The organism is Nocardioides ganghwensis (genome assembly GCF_014779655.1).
Lineage (GTDB): Bacteria > Actinomycetota > Actinomycetes > Propionibacteriales > Nocardioidaceae > Nocardioides > Nocardioides ganghwensis.
This window is the reverse complement of the sequence record NZ_JACXYX010000022.1, coordinates 13,260-28,917: the sequence shown is the minus strand read 5'-3', so window position 1 is coordinate 28,917 and position 15,658 is coordinate 13,260. Positions and strand designations below refer to the sequence as shown.

The following is a 15,658-nucleotide window of genomic DNA, read 5'->3' as shown; positions in this document are numbered from 1 at the left end:
CCTGTCAGTCGGCTCCCAGCGCCGGGGGGTCAGGCGGCCAGCGCGAGGCCCAGCACGACCCCCGCCAGTGCACAGGCGCCGAGGGTCCGGAGCACCGACCAGCCGCGCCAGAAGACCAGGGCCGCACCGAGGCCGGTGATGGCCAGCGCGGCCCAGTCGACCGACGAGAGCACCGGGTACTCCGCGTCGAGCGGTCCGGCGACGAGGTGCCGGGTCTCGCCGAAGAGCGTGTGGAGGGCGAAGAAGACCGCCAGGCTCGCGATGACGCCCACCACCGAGGCCGTGATCCCGGCCAGCGCCGCCGCCAGGTCGCGGTTGCCCCGCAGCCGCTCGACGTACGGGGCGCCCAGGAGGATGAAGAGGAAGCACGGCACGAACGTCACCCAGGTCGTCAGGCCGGCGGCGAGCACGGCGGCCACCCACGGGTCGAGGTCGCCCGGGGACCGGTACGCACCCACGAACGCGACGAACTGCACGACCATCACGAGCGGGCCGGGCGTGGTCTCGGCCAGCGCGAGTCCGCGCACCATCTCACCGGGTGCCAGCCAGCCGTGGACCTCCACCGCCTGCTGGGCCACGTAGGCCAGGACCGCGTAGGCGCCCCCGAAGGTGACGAGGGCGGCCCCCGAGAAGAAGACGCCCTGGTCGACGAAGATGCTCGAGCGTCCGAACACCGCGGCGGCGAGCGCGACCGGGCCGAACCAGACGAGAAGGCCGATGCCGAGGACCAGCGCTGCCCTGCGGGTCGACGGCCGCTCCGTGTGCAGCGCGTCGTCGCTGATGAGCGGGGGCGGACCGTCGTCGACAGCCGAGGCGGGCGGCCGGGTGAGCGTACGGATCCGGCGTCCGAGCACCCAGCCCGCGATCGCGGCGGCGAGCACCACCGCCGGGAACGGTGCGTCGAAGAAGGTCAGGGCCACGAAGGAGAGGGCAGCGAGGCCCACGAGCGCCGGATGGCCCAGGCCCTTGCGACCCACCCGTACGACGGCCTGGACGACGATCGCGATGACGGCCGGTGCCAGCCCGAGGAAGAGCGACTCCACGAGCGTGGTCTCGCCGTAGGCGACGTAGATCCCCGAGAGGGCGAGCAGGGCCACGACCCCGGGCAGGATGAAGAGGACGCCGGCGACGAGCGCCCCCTTGACACCGTTGAGCAGCCAGCCGACGTAGGTCGCCAGCTGCTGCGCCTCCGGGCCCGGCAGGAGCGTGCAGTAGGACAGGGCGAAGAGGAACCGCTGCTGGCCGATCCAGCGCTTCTCCTCCACGAGGGTGCGCTGCATGACCGCGATCTGCCCTGCGGGACCACCGAAGGTCTGCAGCGAGATCGCGAACCACGTCCGCGTCGCCTCACGGAGCGGGATGACGTCGTGCGCCACGGGCGAGGGCTCAGCCATGGACGAACCGAACCGCTCCGAGCGGGTCTAAGTCAAGTTTTCAGGTCGACTAAACCGATTTCACCGGACCGGGTCACCCCGCGGACTTGTTCCTGCCCGCCACCGACTCGGCCACCCCGATGAGGAGGACGGCCGCGATGACGGCGAGGACGAAGCCGATGACGTTGAGCTCCCAGATGTCGCCCGTGCCGAAGAACTGGGCGATGACCCCGCCGATCAGCGAGCCGACGAGTCCGAGGCCGAGGGTGGCGAGCAGTCCGAGGTCCTGCTTGCCGGGCTTGATGAGGCGGGCCAGCGCTCCGATGATCAGGCCGGCGACGAGGAATCCCAACATGGTGCGCTCCTGGTGCTCGGGAGTGGAGCGGGTGGCTCCGTGCTCCCGAGCATAGACACCCTCAGGTGAGCGGTCGCGGATCCCGGAGCCGTCCCCGACGCCAGGACCGGTGGATGACGACGGCGGCCACCACCGCGCCCGCAGCGCCGAGGGTCAGGTCGCCCAGGGTGTCGGCGTAGGCGAACTCCCGCTCGGTCGATCGGCTGATGAACGCGAAGAACTCCGCGACCTCCCAGGCGATCGCCGCCGTCGCGCCGAAGGCGAGGCCCCGCTCGAGCACCCGGCCGAACCCGACGTCGCGCGGCAAGGTCAGCAGGATGAACGCGGCGGCGAGCAGCCCGGTGTTCATGAAGTGCATCCAGTCGTCGAACCACACGACCGTGTCGTAGAGGTCCATGCGGTTGCCGAGGATGTCGGTGAAGCAGGTGATGGTGATCAGGAGGTCGGGCAGCCACGGGAACGAGATGCGGTCGCGCCAGAGCGTCCACCACAGCACGGGCACGGTGAAGGAGATCAGCGGGTAGCCGATCGCGCGCATGCCGGCGGCCTTGTCGCGCAGGTGGGCCTGGTCGGGATAGACGACCGCGAACGCCAGCAGGAGCACGAGCGCGCCCTTGGCGAGCACGTTGGCGGTCTTGGCGAGGGTGGGCGTCACCGACCGCTCGATCGCTACCTCTGTCACGCGGTCCCCTGTCCCTCGGCCCCGCGTCGGTCGCGTGCCCCGGACAGTGTCTCACCCGCGGTTGGCGAGATGCCGGAGGATGGGGGCGACATGACCCCGCACCGAGGAGACCCGCTCGCCATGAGCACGTACGCCACCACCGGCGAGCCGCAGGAACGACCCCTCGCGATCGGCCTCCTCGTGGGCGGCCTCGTCGGCCTGGTCGCCGCGGCCGTGCTGCTCGTCGAGCGGATCCGGCTCGCCGAGGACAGCGGCTACGTCCCGACGTGCAGCATCAACCCCGTGCTGAGCTGCGGCAACGTGATGGAGTCCGCGCAGGCGTCGCTGCTCGGCTTCCCCAACCCGGTGATCGGCGTGGCCGCCTTCCCCGTCGTCATCGCGACCGGCGCTGCCATGCTGGCCGGTGCCCGGTTGGCCCGGTGGTACTGGGCCGGCCTGCAGGCCGGTGTCACCCTGGCGATGGTCTTCGTCGCCTGGCTCGTCTTCCAGAGCCTCTACCGCATCGGCGCACTGTGCCCCTACTGCATGGTGGTGTGGGCGGTCGTCATCCCGCTGTTCTGGTACGTCACGGCGCGCAACGCGGCCGCCGGTGTGCTCGGGGCGCCCTCCGGCGGCTGGCTGGGGAGCGTCCTGCGGGACTGGCGCGGTCCGCTCGTGTTCGGCACGTTCCTGCTCGTCGTGCTGCTGGTCCTCGAGCGGTTCTGGTCCTACTGGTCGTCGCTGGTCTGAGCCGCCCGGGCCCCGCCGAGCGGCCGGACGGGTCGCCCCGCCGGTCCGACGACGTCCGCGTGCGACGGCTGGCCGCCCGCCGCGGACCCGCAGCCGCAGCCGGTGCCGCACGCGCAGGCGCCGGCGGGGTGCGTGCCCGCGGACCCGATCGAGCCGCAGCAACCCTCGCCGCGCCAGGCCTCGCGGCCCTCCCTGATCGCGATCGCGGCGATCACCAGGCCGGCGAGCGGGTCGGCCCACGACCACCCGAGGGTGGCGTTGAGGAGCAGTCCGACGAGCAGGACGGCCGAGAGACAGGTGCACAGCAGCGTCTGTGTCGAGTCGGCCACGACGGCGTTGGAGCCGAGGGCCTTGCCGGTGCGCCGCTGGGCCCAGGAGAGGAGGGGCATGACGGCGAGGGAGGCCATGGCCAGCCCGATGCCCACCGAGGACGACTCCGGGTCGTGACCGACCACCAGGACCCGGACGGACTCGAAGCCGACGTAGGCCGCCAGGACGAAGAACGAGACCGCCATCAGCCGGAGCGCCATCCGCTCGCGCGACTCGGGGAGGGGGTGGCGGAACTGCCACAGGATGATCAGCCCGCTGGAGACCTCGACGACGGAGTCGAGGCCGAACCCGACCAGGGCGACCGACCCGGCGACGAGGCCCGCGGAGATCGCGACGACCGCCTCGACGAGGTTGTAGGAGACCGAGGCGGCCGCGAGCAGCTGGGCGCGGCGCCCCAGACGGGCGCGGTCGGCGGGCGCGGTGACCATCAGCCCTCCACGTGGAGCGCGTCGGGACCGTAGGTCGGGCACAGGGTGACGGCGTACCCGGTCAGCCCCAGCAGGCGCTCGGCAGAGCCCATCAGCTCCATGACCGTCTCGGGGTGCTCGAGCGACCACAACGATGCGCGCCCCTGCGGGCGCGAGCTGACCAGGCCGCAGTCCCGCAGGCAGGCCAGGTGCTGGGAGACGGTGCTCTGGGCCAGGCCGAGATGGGCGGTGAGGTCGACGACCCGGTGCTCGCCGAGGGCGAGGTGGCGCAGGATCGAGAGCCGGGACGGGTCCGAGAAGCCGTGGAACAGGCAGGCGGCCGCCGTGAGCCCAGTTGCTTCGTCGACGGACGCTGTCATCGTCATGTGGCGATGATACGTGGCCTTCGGGTCCGCGGGTCAAGGCCCGTCCCGACCGCGCGTACGCCGTCGCCTAGCCTGCGCGGGTGGAGAAGCGACTGCTGGCGGACACCCGCCCGCTCGCCAACCCGCACTTCAAGCGCCTCTGGCGAGCCAACATCGTCACCGTGATCGGCGCCCAGCTGACCGTCGTGGCAGTGCCCGCGCAGATCTACGCGATGACCGGCTCGTCGGCGTACGTCGGGCTGACCGGCGTCTTCGGACTGGTCCCGCTGGTGGTCTTCGGGCTCTGGGGCGGGGCGCTCGCCGACGTCTTCGACCGGCGGACGCTGCTGCTCATCACGACCCTGGGGCTGATCGCCACGAGCGCGGGGTTCTGGCTCCAGGCCGCGCTCGGCGCCGAGGACGTGTGGCTGCTGCTGTCGCTCTTCGCGGTGCAGCAGGCGTTCTTCGCGGTCAACCAGCCGACCCGGTCGGCGCTGCTGCCGCGGATCATCGACAAGGAGCTGCTGCCGGCGGCGAACTCCCTCAACATGACCGTCATGCAGGCCGGCGGCATCGCCGGGCCGCTCGTCGGTGGCGCGCTGATCCCGCTGATCGGGTTCTCGTGGCTCTACCTGCTCGACACCCTCACGCTCTTCGCGACGCTCGGCGCCGTCGTACGCCTCCCGCCCCTGCCGGTGATGGGCGCGACCGTGACGCCGGGGATCCGCGCGGTCGTCGACGGCTTCCGCTACCTGCGCACCCAGCCGGTGCTGATGATGTCGTTCGTCGTCGACATCATCGCGATGGTGTTCGGGATGCCGCGGGCGCTGTTCCCCGAGATGGCCGACGTCGACTTCGGCGGCCCGAGCGAGGGCGGCCTGGCCTTCGCGCTGCTGTTCGCCGCCATCCCCGCCGGAGCCGTGGTCGGCGGGGTGCTCTCCGGCTGGGTCTCGCGGGTCGAGCGCCAGGGCCTCGCGGTGATCGTGTGCATCCTCGTGTGGGGCCTGGCGATGGTCGGCTTCGGCGTCGCCGCCATGCTCGCCCCCTTCGCGCCGGGGCTCCTCCTGGTCGTCGCCGTCCTCATGCTCGCCGTCGGTGGCGCCGCCGACATGGCGTCGGCGGCCTTCCGCACGTCGATGCTGCAGGCCGCTGCCGACGACGCGGTCCGCGGCCGGCTCCAGGGCATCTTCATCGTGGTGGTCGCCGGCGGTCCCCGGATCGCCGACGTCGCGCACGGCGCCGCCGCAGCCGCCACGGGGGCCGCCGTCGCCGCGGCCGGCGGCGGCGTACTGGTCGTCGTCTTCACTGTCGTCGCGGCGCTCGCGGTGCCGGCCTTCGTGCGCTACCGGGTGACGCGGGTGGCCTGAGCCGCGCACCGTGCGGCGGTAGCGGCGTCCGTGCCGGCGCCGCACACCTGGACGACGCACGACGTGACCTCGGGAGACGTACGCGCCACGCTCGAGGCGAGCGTCGCCTGGGCCGACCTCCACTCCCGGTAACTGCCCGAAACGGGCACTCCCGCCCCCGCGGGTGGGGGCGGGAGTGTGCACACGGACCCGTTACCCGGGGGGCCTGCCGCGGTCAGGCGACGCGGGTCTTCGGCATCCCCTCGGCGGTCTTGGCGGGGTCGCGCACCACGACGTCGCCGAGCGCGTCGTCGATGCGCTTCATGACGTCGGCGTCGAGCTCCACGCCGGCGGCCTTGACGTTGTCGGCGACCTGCTCGGGGCGGGAGGCGCCGACGAGGGCGGCGGCGACGTTGTCGTTCTGCAGCACCCAGGCGATGGCGAGCTGGGCCATCGTCAGGTCGCAGTCCTTCGCGATCGGCTCGAGGTCCTGCACGGCGGAGAGCACGTCGTCGCGCATGAAGCGCGAGATCATGTCGGCGCCACCCTTGGTGTCGGTGGCGCGCGACCCCTCGGGCGGGGCCTGGCCGGGCTTGTACTTGCCGGTGAGCACGCCCTGCGCGATCGGGCTCCACACGATCTGCGAGACGCCGAGCTCACGCGAGGTCGGCACGACCTCGTCCTCGATGACGCGCCAGAGCATCGAGTACTGGGGCTGGCTGGAGATCAGCTGGAAGCCGAGCTCCTTCGAGAGCTCCACGCCGGCGCGGATCTGGTCGGCGGTCCACTCGCTGACGCCGATGTAGAGCGCCTTGCCCTGGCGCACGATGTCGGCGAAGGCCTGCATCGTCTCCTCGAGCGGGGTCTCCACGTCGTAGCGGTGCGCCTGGTAGAGGTCGACGTAGTCGGTCTGCAGACGCTTCAGCGAGCCGTTGATCGACTCCATGATGTGCTTGCGGGAGAGGCCGGTGTCGTTCTTGCCGCCGGGGCCGGTGGGCCAGTAGACCTTCGTGAAGATCTCGAGCGACTCGCGGCGCTCGCCCTTCAGCGCCTCGCCGAGGACGGTCTCCGCGGCGGTGTTGGCGTAGACGTCGGCGGTGTCGAAGGTCGAGATCCCCTCGTCGAGCGCGGCACGCACGCACTGCGTGGCGACGTCGTTCTCGACCTGGGAGCCGTGGGTGAGCCAGTTGCCGTAGGTGATCTCGGAGATCTTCAGTCCGCTGTTGCCGAGGTATCGGAATTCCATGCTCCCGACACTAGCGAGGGCGCTCCAAGGGCGGGGCTCAGGCGGTCGCCTCCCAGTCGCCCCACGACACCTCGACCCCGGCGGCGGCGAGGCGGCGTACGGCGGCGGTCAGGGCCTCGGCGACGCGGTCCGGCGCCGGGTGGTTGCCCGTGCCCTCGACGTCGACGACGACGGTGCTCGGGGACGTCGGCTCGACGAGGAGCACGCACGAGGTGGACGCGGCGGCCGCCAGCCAGGCGAGCCACGGACGCCGCTTCGCGCGGAAGCCGTCGCTGCTGGCCGTGGTGCGGAAGCCCTTGTCGCCCAGGGACGCCTCGACCTCCCGGAGCGTGGCGTCGGGATCGCTCGTGGTGAGCGTCAGCCGGGGGTGGACGATCCGTCGCGACCACCGTCGGACCGGGGCGTCAGGCATGTCGCGGTCCCCCGGGCGCCGACCGCAGCCGCCGGTCGAGCCAGCCGTAACCCGCGAAGACGGCGAGGAACAGCACCGTGATCCCCACGCACGCGACCACGACCGCACCCCAGCCCTCCTCGGACGCGTCGAGGAACGGGTAGGGCACCCAGCCGTCGACCTGCCCGACGACCAGCGTCCAGACGACCCACGCGACCGGCCAGCACAGCGCGTACGCCGTCTCGCGCAGGTGGACGCGCGGGCGCGGGCCGCACCACGCCCAGGCGGCGACCGCGAGGACCGGCACGACCATGTGCAGCAGCTTGTCGGCGACCCAGTCCGCCCCGTCGAGGTCGAGGAGCGGGCGCAGCAGGAGGAAGTGCACCACCCCGGTCACCGTGATCCCTGCCAGCCCCGCGACCCGCACCACGCGCCACCACCGCCGGTCCGCCTCGGGGTCGTGGGCGAGCACCGTGGAGGCGACGGCGACGAGGAGGTTGCTCTGGATGGTGAAGTAGGCGAAGAAGCGGTAGATCCTCTCGCCCCTCCCGGGCGGGTCCTCCTCGACGAGGACGGCCGAGCCGCCCAGGACCAGAGCGAGCTGGAACACGACGGCGCCCCACGCGACGGCGGCGACCACGAGGTGCACCGTGCGGGCGCGCGCGGGAGTCATGGCAGGAGAGTAGGGAGCCGGTCCGGCCGCGACGAGGGCTCAGTCCACGACGACGAGGACGTCGCCGTCCTGCACGACGTCGCCGACGGTCACCTTGATCGCGGTGACGGTGCCACCGCGCTCGGCGAGCACCGGGATCTCCATCTTCATCGACTCCAGCAGCACCACGGTGTCGCCGGCCTCGACGCGGTCGCCCTCGGCGACCTCGATGGTCAGCACGTTGGCGACCAGCTCGGAGACGATCTCGAGGGACGTGGTGCGGGCCATGCGGTCGACGCTAGCGGTTACCCGGGCGTACGCCGGGATCGGTCACCACAGCTCGTCACAGCTCGTCACAGCTCGGCGAAGCGGCGCGGCTCGGGCCGGTGCGGTCCGGCCTCCTCGGCGCGGCGCCCGCGCTTGCCCTTGGGACCGGTGAGCGCGAGGTCGGCGCGGATCACCAGGTAGCCGACGACGAGGCCGAGGACGACGGAGTACGCCGCGCGCAGGCCGGCCTCGAGGTAGGAGCTGTCGGGGGCGACGAGGCCCGTCGCCAGCGGCACGGTGGCCGCGACGCCGAAGGCGCAGAACCACCAGCCCTGGCGCCGGCGCGCGCGGACGTGGGTGCCCCACACGAGCGCCGGGACGCCGAGCAGCACCACCAGCGGCCGCGGGAAGGCGCCGATGCGCGCAGACGTCCAGTCGGCGAAGTCGAGCACCGAGGAGACGAAGGTCTGGGCGCCGTAGCGGCGCAGGAGCTCGGCGTAGGCGAGCGTCGCGAAGAGCACGCCGAGACCGATCGCGACGACGATCATCCCGCGGCGGCCGAGGCCGTGGAGGCCCGCGCCGAGCCGGTAGACGATCGCGAGGACGAGGGCCAGCGCGAGGAGCAGGGCGACGATCTCGAAGCGTTCGGTGGCGACGGTCGGCTCGAAGCCCACCGCCGCGAACGCCGTGACCGAGGCGACCAGCGCCGCGATGAGGGCCTCGCGCACCGCCTTGAGACCGGTGACCGCGGGGACGGTGACCATCACGGCGTACACGCTGCCGACGACGCAGGTCATCACCGCCGCGCCGGTGGGCAGCACCCGCCCGCCGACGACCAGGCTGGCGACGCCGAGCGTCAGGGCCAGCCCGGCGGAGATCAGGGCGCGGCCCGCGGTCCGGGTCGCGAGGAACCAGGACAACGAGGTGACGACAGCCACGGCACCGGCACCGTCGAGCCACTCCGGCACCGGGGCGAGGTCGCTGATCGGCTGGTGGTCGCTGAAGGCCCCCGTGACCACCGACCAGCCCAGCGCGGCGGCGCCGAGGGCGAGGACCAGGAACCAGAAGGCCAGCAGCGAGCGGCGGGGCCCGTCGGGGAAGACCTCGACCGGCTCAGGCGAGGCAGCCGAGGCAGCCGGGGCGGCCGGCGGTGTCGGTGCGGTCGCGGCGGTCGGGGCGGGCGCGGCCGGGGCGGGCGGGGGCGGGACGACCTCCCGCTCGGGGGGCGGCGCCGAGGCCGGCGCATGGGCCGCAGCCGTACGCCCCCGCGACGCGTCGGCCCTCCGGTTGCGGCGCAGCCGGGACGGCGGCCGCTCGGCAGCCCGCTTGCCGCGGGAGGACCCGCGGGGGCTGTCGGAGGAGGGGGAAGACACGACGCAGGAGGTTACAGCCGACGGTTGGCCAGCGACGGATTGGTGCGGCGGGCCTCGTCGAGGTCGCGGCGCTCGAGCACCGCCTCGAGGACCTGCTCGTGCCCGTCGGCCTCGACGAGCGTGTCACCGAGCGGCCCGAAGACCGCGGAGTGCCCGACGTAGCGCGGCTCGGGCTGGCCCGCACCGATGACGAAGCAGGTGTTCTCGATGGCCCGCGCGGCGAGCAGCGTGCGCCAGTGGGTGACCTTGCGCTCACCCGGCAGCCAGGCGGCCGGCACGACCAGCACCTCGGCCCCGGCGTCGACGAGACGCCTGGCGAGCTCGGGGAACCGCAGGTCGTAGCAGGTCATCAGGCCGACCTGCCAGCCCGCCACCTCGACCACGGCCGGCTCGAGCGGGCCGCCCGTCAGGCGGTCCGACTCGCGGTAGCCGAAGGAGTCGTAGAGGTGGATCTTGCGGTAGGCCGCCGTGTCGGCACCGCCCACGACGAGGGTGTTGTAGGGCCGGGCCGGGTCCTGCGAGGTCTCGAACATGCCGGCCACGACGGTGGAGCCGGTGGTGGCGGCGACGCGGGCGACCTCGCCGGCGAAGGGTCCGTCGAGTGCCTCGGCGTGGGCGCTGACGTCGGACCCCGCCTCGCCGAAGTCGCGGGCGAAGGCCTCAGGGAGGACGACGAGGTCGGCCCCGGGCTCGACCCCCTGCGCCAGGCGTGCGCGGTTGTCGGCGGGGTCGAGCCCGCTCGCCCACTGGTGGACGCGCACCCGCAGCTGATCGCTCATGGAGCCAAGACTGACACGATGCGGGCATGGACCTCGACCTCACCGCCGGCGGCTTCTGCGGCGTGGTGCTCGCCGGAGGTACGGCGGCGCGGATGGACGGGGTCGACAAGGCGGGCGTCGAGCTCGCCGGGCGGACCTTCCTGGCGTACGCCGTCGACGCCTTCCTCGACGCCGACGAGGTGGTCGTCGTGGGACCCGCCGGCGTCCGGACCGAGCGGCCGGTCACGTTCGTCACCGAGGACCCCCCGCGCGGCGGACCGGTCGCCGGACTGCTCACCGGCGTCGACGCATTGCTGCGCACGCCGCGCCTCGTCGGCGTGCTGGCGGTCGACATGCCCCGGGTGACCGCGGCGACGATGCGGCGCCTGCGCGAGGCGGCGACCGGTCGCGACGGGGCGTTCCTCGTCGACGGCGACGGGCGCCGGCAGCTCGCCGGCGTGCTCGACGCGGCCCGCCTGGCGGCCGTACGCCCGGACCTGGAGGGGCAGCACGGGATGGCGCTGCACCGGCTCCTCGCGCCCCTCGACCTGGCGGAGGTGGCGTCGGCCGGCGAGGAGGCGGTCGACGTCGACTCGTGGGCGGACCTGCGCGACCTGGGCCGCTGAGTGCCGCTCCCTTGCCGCACCCGGGTGGGGTGCGAGACATTGGGCTCGTGAATCTCCACGACTGGATCGACGAGCTCAGCGACGTCCTGGACGTCGAGACCGAGGTCGACGAGGGGCTGATCCTCGACATCGCCCGCACGGCGGCCCAGAACGTGCAGAAGACCGCAGCGCCCCTCACGGCGTACCTCCTCGGCGTCGCCGCCGGCGCCCGCGACGCCGACCCGGAGACCATCGAGCGGCTGGCCGCCAAGGCCCAGCAGCTCGCGGAGAGCTGGGACCGGCCCGCCGACGCGCCGGACCCCGACGACATCGACGACGACGTGCCCGACGACTCGACGGTCGACCACACCGACGACGAGTACGAGGACTGATCCGTGCGCGCAGTCGTGACCGCCGGTGACGGTGGCCCCGAGGTCCTGTCCGTCGGCGAGGTCGAGGACCCGCGTCCGGGCGCCGGCGAGGTCCTCGTCGACGTCGTCGCGACCGCGGTCAACCGCGCGGACACCCTCCAGCGGATGGGGTACTACCCGCCCCCGCCCGGGGCCTCGGAGATCATCGGGCTCGAGTGCAGCGGCCGGATCACCGAGCTCGGCGAGGGCGTCGAGGGCTGGTCGGTCGGCGACGAGGTGTGCGCGCTGCTGTCCGGTGGCGGGTACGCCTCGCGCGTCGCCGTGCCGGTCGGACAGGTCATGCCGGTGCCGGCCGGCGTCTCCCTGGTCGAGGCGGCCTGCCTGCCGGAGGTCGCGGCCACGGTGTGGTCCAACGTCTTCATGACCGCCCACCTCGACAAGGGCGAGCGCTTCCTCGTCCACGGCGGGGGCGGCGGCATCGGCACGATGGCCATCCAGCTCGCGGCGGCGCGCGGTGCCGAGGTGTACACCACCGCCGGGTCCCCCGAGACGCTCGAGCTGTGCCGCTCGCTGGGCGCCACGCGGGCGATCAGCTATCGCGACGAGGACTTCGTCGAGGTGCTCACCGAGGTGGGCGGCGCCGACGTCATCCTCGACAACATGGGTGCGAAGTACCTCGGCCGCAACGTCTCCGCGCTCGCGACCAACGGACGCCTGGTGATCATCGGCTTCCAGGGCGGCACCAAGGGCGAGCTCGACATCAGCGCCCTGCTGCGCAAGCGGGGCTCCGTCACCGCGACCTCGCTGCGGGCGCGGCCGCTCGTCGAGAAGGCGAAGATCTGCTGCGAGGTCGTGGAGAACGTCTGGCCGCTCGTCGCGGCCGGACGCGTACGCCCGATCGTCGAGACCACGATGCCGCTCGAGGACGTCGCCCGCGCCCACCAGCTGATGGAGGACGGCGGGCGCGCGGGGAAGATCGTCCTGACCCTCTGAGGTCCTGCTCGACCTCGTGGGCGGTGAGTGGGACAGCTTTTCGCGCGCCGCCCAGAACCTGCGTCACTCACCGCTCGTACGCCGTGGCCACCGCCCCGCGGGCTTCGGGCGCGCGACTAGGGTTGGCGCCATGACCGAGCAGCAGCAGCCCGCCGAGGGCGAGGAGCACGTCGTGGTCGTCGGACCCGACGGCCAGCCGATCGGCACCATACCGGCGAGCGCCCTGCCGTCGATGACGCAGGCGACCGGCGACGACGGGGACGACGGCGACGGCGAGCGCCACATCACCGAGCTGGTGGAGCAGCCGGCCAAGGTGATGCGCATCGGCAGCATGATCCGCCAGCTCCTCGAGGAGGTGAAGGCGGCGCCGCTCGACGAGGCCAGCCGCAACCGCCTCAAGGACATCCACGCCGCCTCGATCAAGGAGCTCGAGACCGGCCTCGCGCCGGAGCTGGTCGAGGAGCTCGAGCGGCTCTCGCTGCCGTTCACCGAGGACGGCACCCCCTCCGAGGGCGAGCTGCGGATCGCCCAGGCCCAGCTCGTCGGCTGGCTCGAGGGCCTCTTCCACGGCATCCAGACCGCGATCTACGCCCAGCAGATGGCCTCGCGCGCCCAGCTCGAGCAGATGCGTCGCGCGCTGCCCGCCGGACACGGCCGGCACACCCAGGAGGCGCCGCCCGGCATGCCCACGATGCCGACGGAGGACGCCGACGACCCCGCGGGGAGCCGCGGCGGCGGCATGTACCTCTGACGCTGCCGGCGGCCCACACCCTCGGCCCGGCCGTCCACACCCTCGCGCCCCCGGCCGTGCGTAGTCCGGTGGCGAGTCCGGGTGGGTCAGCGGCGCCCGAGCCGGCGTACGACGACGAGGCCGAGCAGGCCGATGATCGCGGCCGCGGCGCCGGGGGCGGCCGTACGGGCGAAGCCGGCGGGCGGGGAGTCCTCGACCAGCGTGCGCACGGCCTTCGGCGGCGGGGGCGGCTCGACGGACGTGCCCTCGCCGAGGAGCTTCTCGATCTTGGCGACCTTGGTGGGGTTGGCCACGCTCGTGCCGCTGCAGCTGTCGGCCTCGAACGGGGCCTCGGTGCCGGTGGCGAGGAAGACGTAGGAGGTCCCGACGGCCAGCTCGCCGAGGCCGCACGCGTTGCGGCCACCGGCGGAGAAGACCTGGGTGGAGCGTTCCGGCGTGCCCTGGTAGGCCCGCGACGCGGTGACGTCGTAGGTGTGGTCGTTGCCGGCGACCTCGACGTTGTCGACGGTGGCGATGAAGACCGCCTCGGCGCGCTCGACCTGCTGCTCGAGCCGGCCCGGCTTGCACGTGCACTCCGCCGACGCGGGCGCCTGGACCGTGACGACCAGGCCCAGGCACGCGAACAGCAGTGCGGCGGCGAGGCGTACGGCGCGGATCATGGCGGGCAGCCTATCGAGACGGACCGGAGGAAAGACCGAAGAGGTCGGCCAGCACCGCGGCGACGCCGTCGTCGTCGTGGTGCGGCGCGAGGTGGTCGGCGAGGTCCTGCACCGACGGGTGCGCGTTGGCCATCGCGTAGGACGTCCCCGCCCACTCCAGCATCGGCAGGTCGTTGGGCATGTCGCCGAAGGCGACCACGTCCTCGGGCCCCAGCCCCATCTCCGCCGCGACCATGGCCAGGGTGGTCGCCTTGGTGACGCCTGCGGCGCTGATCTCGACGAGCGCGAACGACGACGACCAGGTGGTGACCACCTCGGTGCCCACCGCGGCCTCCACCCGTTCCCAGAACTCCTCCGGGTCGAGCTCCCGGTGCACGGCGAGGATCTTGACCACGTCGTCGCGGTAGATCTCCGAGTAGTCGCCCTGCGTCCGCGCAGAGGACCTGTCGTCGGCGTGGGAGGGGAAGCCGACCTCGCTCGTCCACCCTGCGAGGTGCTCGATCGCGAAGCTCGTGCCGGGGACGGCGGCACGGACCTGCTCGGCGATGGAGAGCCCGACCTCGCGCGGCACCGCGTGGTAGTCCCGCACCTCGCGGCGCGCGACGTCGTAGACGATCCCGCCGTTGCTGCAGATCGCGAGGCCGTGCCCGCCGACGGCCTCCCACAGCTCCTCCATCCAGCGGATCGGCCGACCGGTCGTGAAGACGACCGGCACCCCGGCGGCGTCGAGCTCGTCGAGCACCGCACGAGTGCGCACCGAGACCCGGCCCTGGGAGTCGAGCAGGGTGCCGTCGAGGTCGGTCGCGACCAGGCGCGGGGTGTCGGTCATGTGCCGTCGCGGACGGTGAGCGTGACCGTGAGCTCGTCGCCCTCGGTGACCCCGGCGGCCGTGCGGACGGCCTTCTTCACGGGCAGCACGAAGCTCCCGGACGCGGCGTCGGGGAAGACGCTGGTGTCCCACTCCGTCTCGCCGACCCTCGCCCGTACGCGCACCGAGCCGAAGCCGCGCGGCTCGCCGGCGCGCTCGCGCACGTCGTCGGCGAGCTCGACGGGCAGGGTGACGAAGCACCACGAGCCGGAGTCGGCGGACTCCTTGCGCGCGGTCCAGCGCCAGAGCTCGGCGGTGAAGGTGAGCCCCGCGTCCACGGTCAGGAGCCCTGCGGGAACCAGCGCGACATCTCGACCGCCGCACCCTCGTCGTTGACCGACGCGGTCACGTCGTCGGCCGCGGCCTTCACCTCGTCGACCGACTGGCCCATCGCCACGCCGCGACCGGCCCATCGCAGCATCTCGATGTCGTTGCGGCCGTCGCCGATGGCGAGGACGTCGGCGGCGGAGAGGCCGAGCTTGTCGCAGACGTGCTGGAGGCCCGACGCCTTGGACACGCCCACCGGGGAGAGATCGAGCCACGCGGTCCACCCGACGACGTAGTCGGTGCCGTGCAGGCCGAGGTTGGCGGCGAGCTCGATGAAGTCGTCGGCGGTGGCGTCGGGGTCGCGGACGATGACGCGGCTGACCGGCTCGCCGACGATGTCATCGACGTGGGTGATGAGCTGCTCGCCGGACAGCTCGCCCTCGGGGAACACGCGGTTGACCCGGTAGCCGCCGACCTCGCGCTCCTCGACGGCGACGAGCGCCCGGGGGTGGTGCTCCAGCACGGCCGCCACCGCAGGGGCCGCGTCGAAGGTCTCCTCGTGGACGACCTCCATCGGCGGGTAGCGGAAGACGACGGCGCCGTTGGACGCCACCACCCACAGCTGGTCGGCCTCCTCGCGCGGGATGTCGAGCAGGTCGGCGATCCGCGTCATGCCGTGCGGCGAGCGACCGCTCGACAACACGATGTGGGCGCCGGCGTCGAGGGCGCGGTGCACCGCGTCGTAGACCGGCTCGGTGATCGTCTCGTAGTCCTCGCTCTGCCCGTCGACCCACTTGAGCAGGGTGCCGTCGATGTCGAGGGCGACGACCTTGGGCGTCCAGTCGGTGCTCACCGACGTCGTTGGTTTCG

General features: G+C 73.0%; 21 protein-coding genes. 6 read left to right on the top strand and 15 right to left on the bottom strand.

The features are described from left to right. Window positions 1-29: 29 nt before the first annotated feature. The 3 genes from chrA to IEZ24_RS19710 all read right to left on the bottom strand — a co-directional run bounded on the left by chrA (window position 30) and on the right by IEZ24_RS19710 (window position 2,410). On the bottom strand, window positions 30-1,394 hold the full coding sequence (gene chrA / locus IEZ24_RS19720; RefSeq protein WP_129456760.1) for a chromate efflux transporter: 1,365 nt from the start codon (window positions 1,392-1,394) through the stop codon (window positions 30-32). A 73-nt stretch (window positions 1,395-1,467) separates the two neighbouring features. Beyond that, complete coding sequence (locus IEZ24_RS19715; RefSeq protein ID WP_129456761.1) at window positions 1,468-1,728, bottom strand: GlsB/YeaQ/YmgE family stress response membrane protein; 261 nt, start codon at window positions 1,726-1,728, stop codon at window positions 1,468-1,470. 61 nt (window positions 1,729-1,789) lie between these two features. After that, entirely contained in the window at window positions 1,790-2,410 is a 621-nt protein-coding gene (locus IEZ24_RS19710) for a hypothetical protein (protein ID WP_129456762.1), read from the bottom strand. Between the two features lie 90 nt (window positions 2,411-2,500). Between IEZ24_RS19710 and IEZ24_RS19705 the strand changes: the two genes are divergently transcribed. Next, entirely contained in the window at window positions 2,501-3,139 is a 639-nt protein-coding gene (locus tag IEZ24_RS19705) for a vitamin K epoxide reductase family protein (protein WP_191192886.1), read from the top strand. Here IEZ24_RS19705 and IEZ24_RS19700 read toward each other — a convergent pair. Continuing rightward, window positions 3,118-3,897: a cation diffusion facilitator family transporter gene (locus tag IEZ24_RS19700; protein WP_129456764.1), complete on the bottom strand. Its 780-nt coding sequence runs from the start codon at window positions 3,895-3,897 to the stop codon at window positions 3,118-3,120. The two genes, IEZ24_RS19705 and IEZ24_RS19700, sit on opposite strands and share 22 nt — an antisense overlap. After that, entirely contained in the window at window positions 3,897-4,262 is a 366-nt protein-coding gene (locus tag IEZ24_RS19695; RefSeq protein ID WP_129456765.1) for an ArsR/SmtB family transcription factor, read from the bottom strand. Before IEZ24_RS19695 ends, IEZ24_RS19700 begins: the two co-directional genes overlap by 1 nt. Window positions 4,263-4,342: 80 nt before the next feature. Here IEZ24_RS19695 and IEZ24_RS19690 point away from each other — a divergent pair, with 80 nt between their 5' ends. After that, on the top strand, window positions 4,343-5,608 hold the full coding sequence (locus IEZ24_RS19690) for an MFS transporter (protein ID WP_129456766.1): 1,266 nt from the start codon (window positions 4,343-4,345) through the stop codon (window positions 5,606-5,608). Window positions 5,609-5,822: 214 nt separating this feature from the next. Here the strand turns inward: IEZ24_RS19690 and IEZ24_RS19685 are convergent, their stop codons facing one another. The 6 genes from IEZ24_RS19685 to IEZ24_RS19660 all read right to left on the bottom strand — a co-directional run bounded on the left by IEZ24_RS19685 (window position 5,823) and on the right by IEZ24_RS19660 (window position 10,295). Beyond that, window positions 5,823-6,833: an aldo/keto reductase family protein gene (locus IEZ24_RS19685; RefSeq protein ID WP_129456767.1), complete on the bottom strand. Its 1,011-nt coding sequence runs from the start codon at window positions 6,831-6,833 to the stop codon at window positions 5,823-5,825. Between the two features lie 37 nt (window positions 6,834-6,870). Beyond that, window positions 6,871-7,245 (bottom strand): hypothetical protein, encoded by a 375-nt coding sequence (locus IEZ24_RS19680; RefSeq protein WP_129456768.1) that lies wholly within the window; start codon window positions 7,243-7,245, stop codon window positions 6,871-6,873. Next, the gene (locus tag IEZ24_RS19675; protein WP_129456769.1) at window positions 7,238-7,897 is read right to left on the bottom strand and encodes a Pr6Pr family membrane protein; all 660 of its coding nucleotides are present in this window, start codon (window positions 7,895-7,897) and stop codon (window positions 7,238-7,240) included. Before IEZ24_RS19675 ends, IEZ24_RS19680 begins: the two co-directional genes overlap by 8 nt. 39 nt (window positions 7,898-7,936) lie before the next feature. Further along, window positions 7,937-8,164, bottom strand: a complete 228-nt coding sequence (locus tag IEZ24_RS19670; RefSeq protein ID WP_129456770.1) for a biotin/lipoyl-binding carrier protein — start codon at window positions 8,162-8,164, stop codon at window positions 7,937-7,939. A gap of 65 nt (window positions 8,165-8,229) precedes the next feature. Next, complete coding sequence (locus tag IEZ24_RS19665; RefSeq protein WP_129456771.1) at window positions 8,230-9,516, bottom strand: hypothetical protein; 1,287 nt, start codon at window positions 9,514-9,516, stop codon at window positions 8,230-8,232. Between the two features lie 11 nt (window positions 9,517-9,527). Next, on the bottom strand, window positions 9,528-10,295 hold the full coding sequence (locus tag IEZ24_RS19660) for a carbon-nitrogen hydrolase family protein (protein ID WP_129456772.1): 768 nt from the start codon (window positions 10,293-10,295) through the stop codon (window positions 9,528-9,530). A gap of 26 nt (window positions 10,296-10,321) precedes the next feature. On the opposite strand from IEZ24_RS19660, the gene mobA reads away from it, so the two are divergent. The 4 genes from mobA to IEZ24_RS19640 all read left to right on the top strand — a co-directional run bounded on the left by mobA (window position 10,322) and on the right by IEZ24_RS19640 (window position 12,994). Further along, on the top strand, window positions 10,322-10,900 hold the full coding sequence (gene mobA, locus IEZ24_RS19655) for a molybdenum cofactor guanylyltransferase (protein WP_129456773.1): 579 nt from the start codon (window positions 10,322-10,324) through the stop codon (window positions 10,898-10,900). A gap of 47 nt (window positions 10,901-10,947) precedes the next feature. Next, window positions 10,948-11,271: a DUF6457 domain-containing protein gene (locus IEZ24_RS19650; protein ID WP_129456774.1), complete on the top strand. Its 324-nt coding sequence runs from the start codon at window positions 10,948-10,950 to the stop codon at window positions 11,269-11,271. A 3-nt stretch (window positions 11,272-11,274) separates the two neighbouring features. Next, on the top strand, window positions 11,275-12,243 hold the full coding sequence (locus IEZ24_RS19645) for an NAD(P)H-quinone oxidoreductase (protein ID WP_129456775.1): 969 nt from the start codon (window positions 11,275-11,277) through the stop codon (window positions 12,241-12,243). A gap of 130 nt (window positions 12,244-12,373) precedes the next feature. Then, window positions 12,374-12,994: a bacterial proteasome activator family protein gene (locus IEZ24_RS19640; protein ID WP_129456776.1), complete on the top strand. Its 621-nt coding sequence runs from the start codon at window positions 12,374-12,376 to the stop codon at window positions 12,992-12,994. An 86-nt stretch (window positions 12,995-13,080) separates the two neighbouring features. Here the strand turns inward: IEZ24_RS19640 and IEZ24_RS19635 are convergent, their stop codons facing one another. From IEZ24_RS19635 to IEZ24_RS19620, 4 genes are read right to left on the bottom strand one after another with little or no spacing between them, the layout of a single operon-like run. After that, window positions 13,081-13,653, bottom strand: a complete 573-nt coding sequence (locus tag IEZ24_RS19635) for a hypothetical protein (protein ID WP_129456777.1) — start codon at window positions 13,651-13,653, stop codon at window positions 13,081-13,083. Window positions 13,654-13,663: 10 nt separating this feature from the next. After that, window positions 13,664-14,482, bottom strand: coding sequence for an HAD family hydrolase (locus IEZ24_RS19630; RefSeq protein WP_129456778.1), 819 nt, complete (start codon window positions 14,480-14,482; stop codon window positions 13,664-13,666). Continuing rightward, window positions 14,479-14,799 (bottom strand): DUF1905 domain-containing protein, encoded by a 321-nt coding sequence (locus tag IEZ24_RS19625; RefSeq protein WP_191192888.1) that lies wholly within the window; start codon window positions 14,797-14,799, stop codon window positions 14,479-14,481. Before IEZ24_RS19625 ends, IEZ24_RS19630 begins: the two co-directional genes overlap by 4 nt. Window positions 14,800-14,801: 2 nt before the next feature. Further along, window positions 14,802-15,641 carry an HAD family hydrolase gene (locus IEZ24_RS19620; RefSeq protein ID WP_129456780.1) on the bottom strand — a complete coding sequence of 280 codons (840 nt, stop codon included), beginning with the start codon at window positions 15,639-15,641 and terminating at the stop codon, window positions 14,802-14,804. Between the last annotated feature and the right edge of the window lie 17 nt (window positions 15,642-15,658).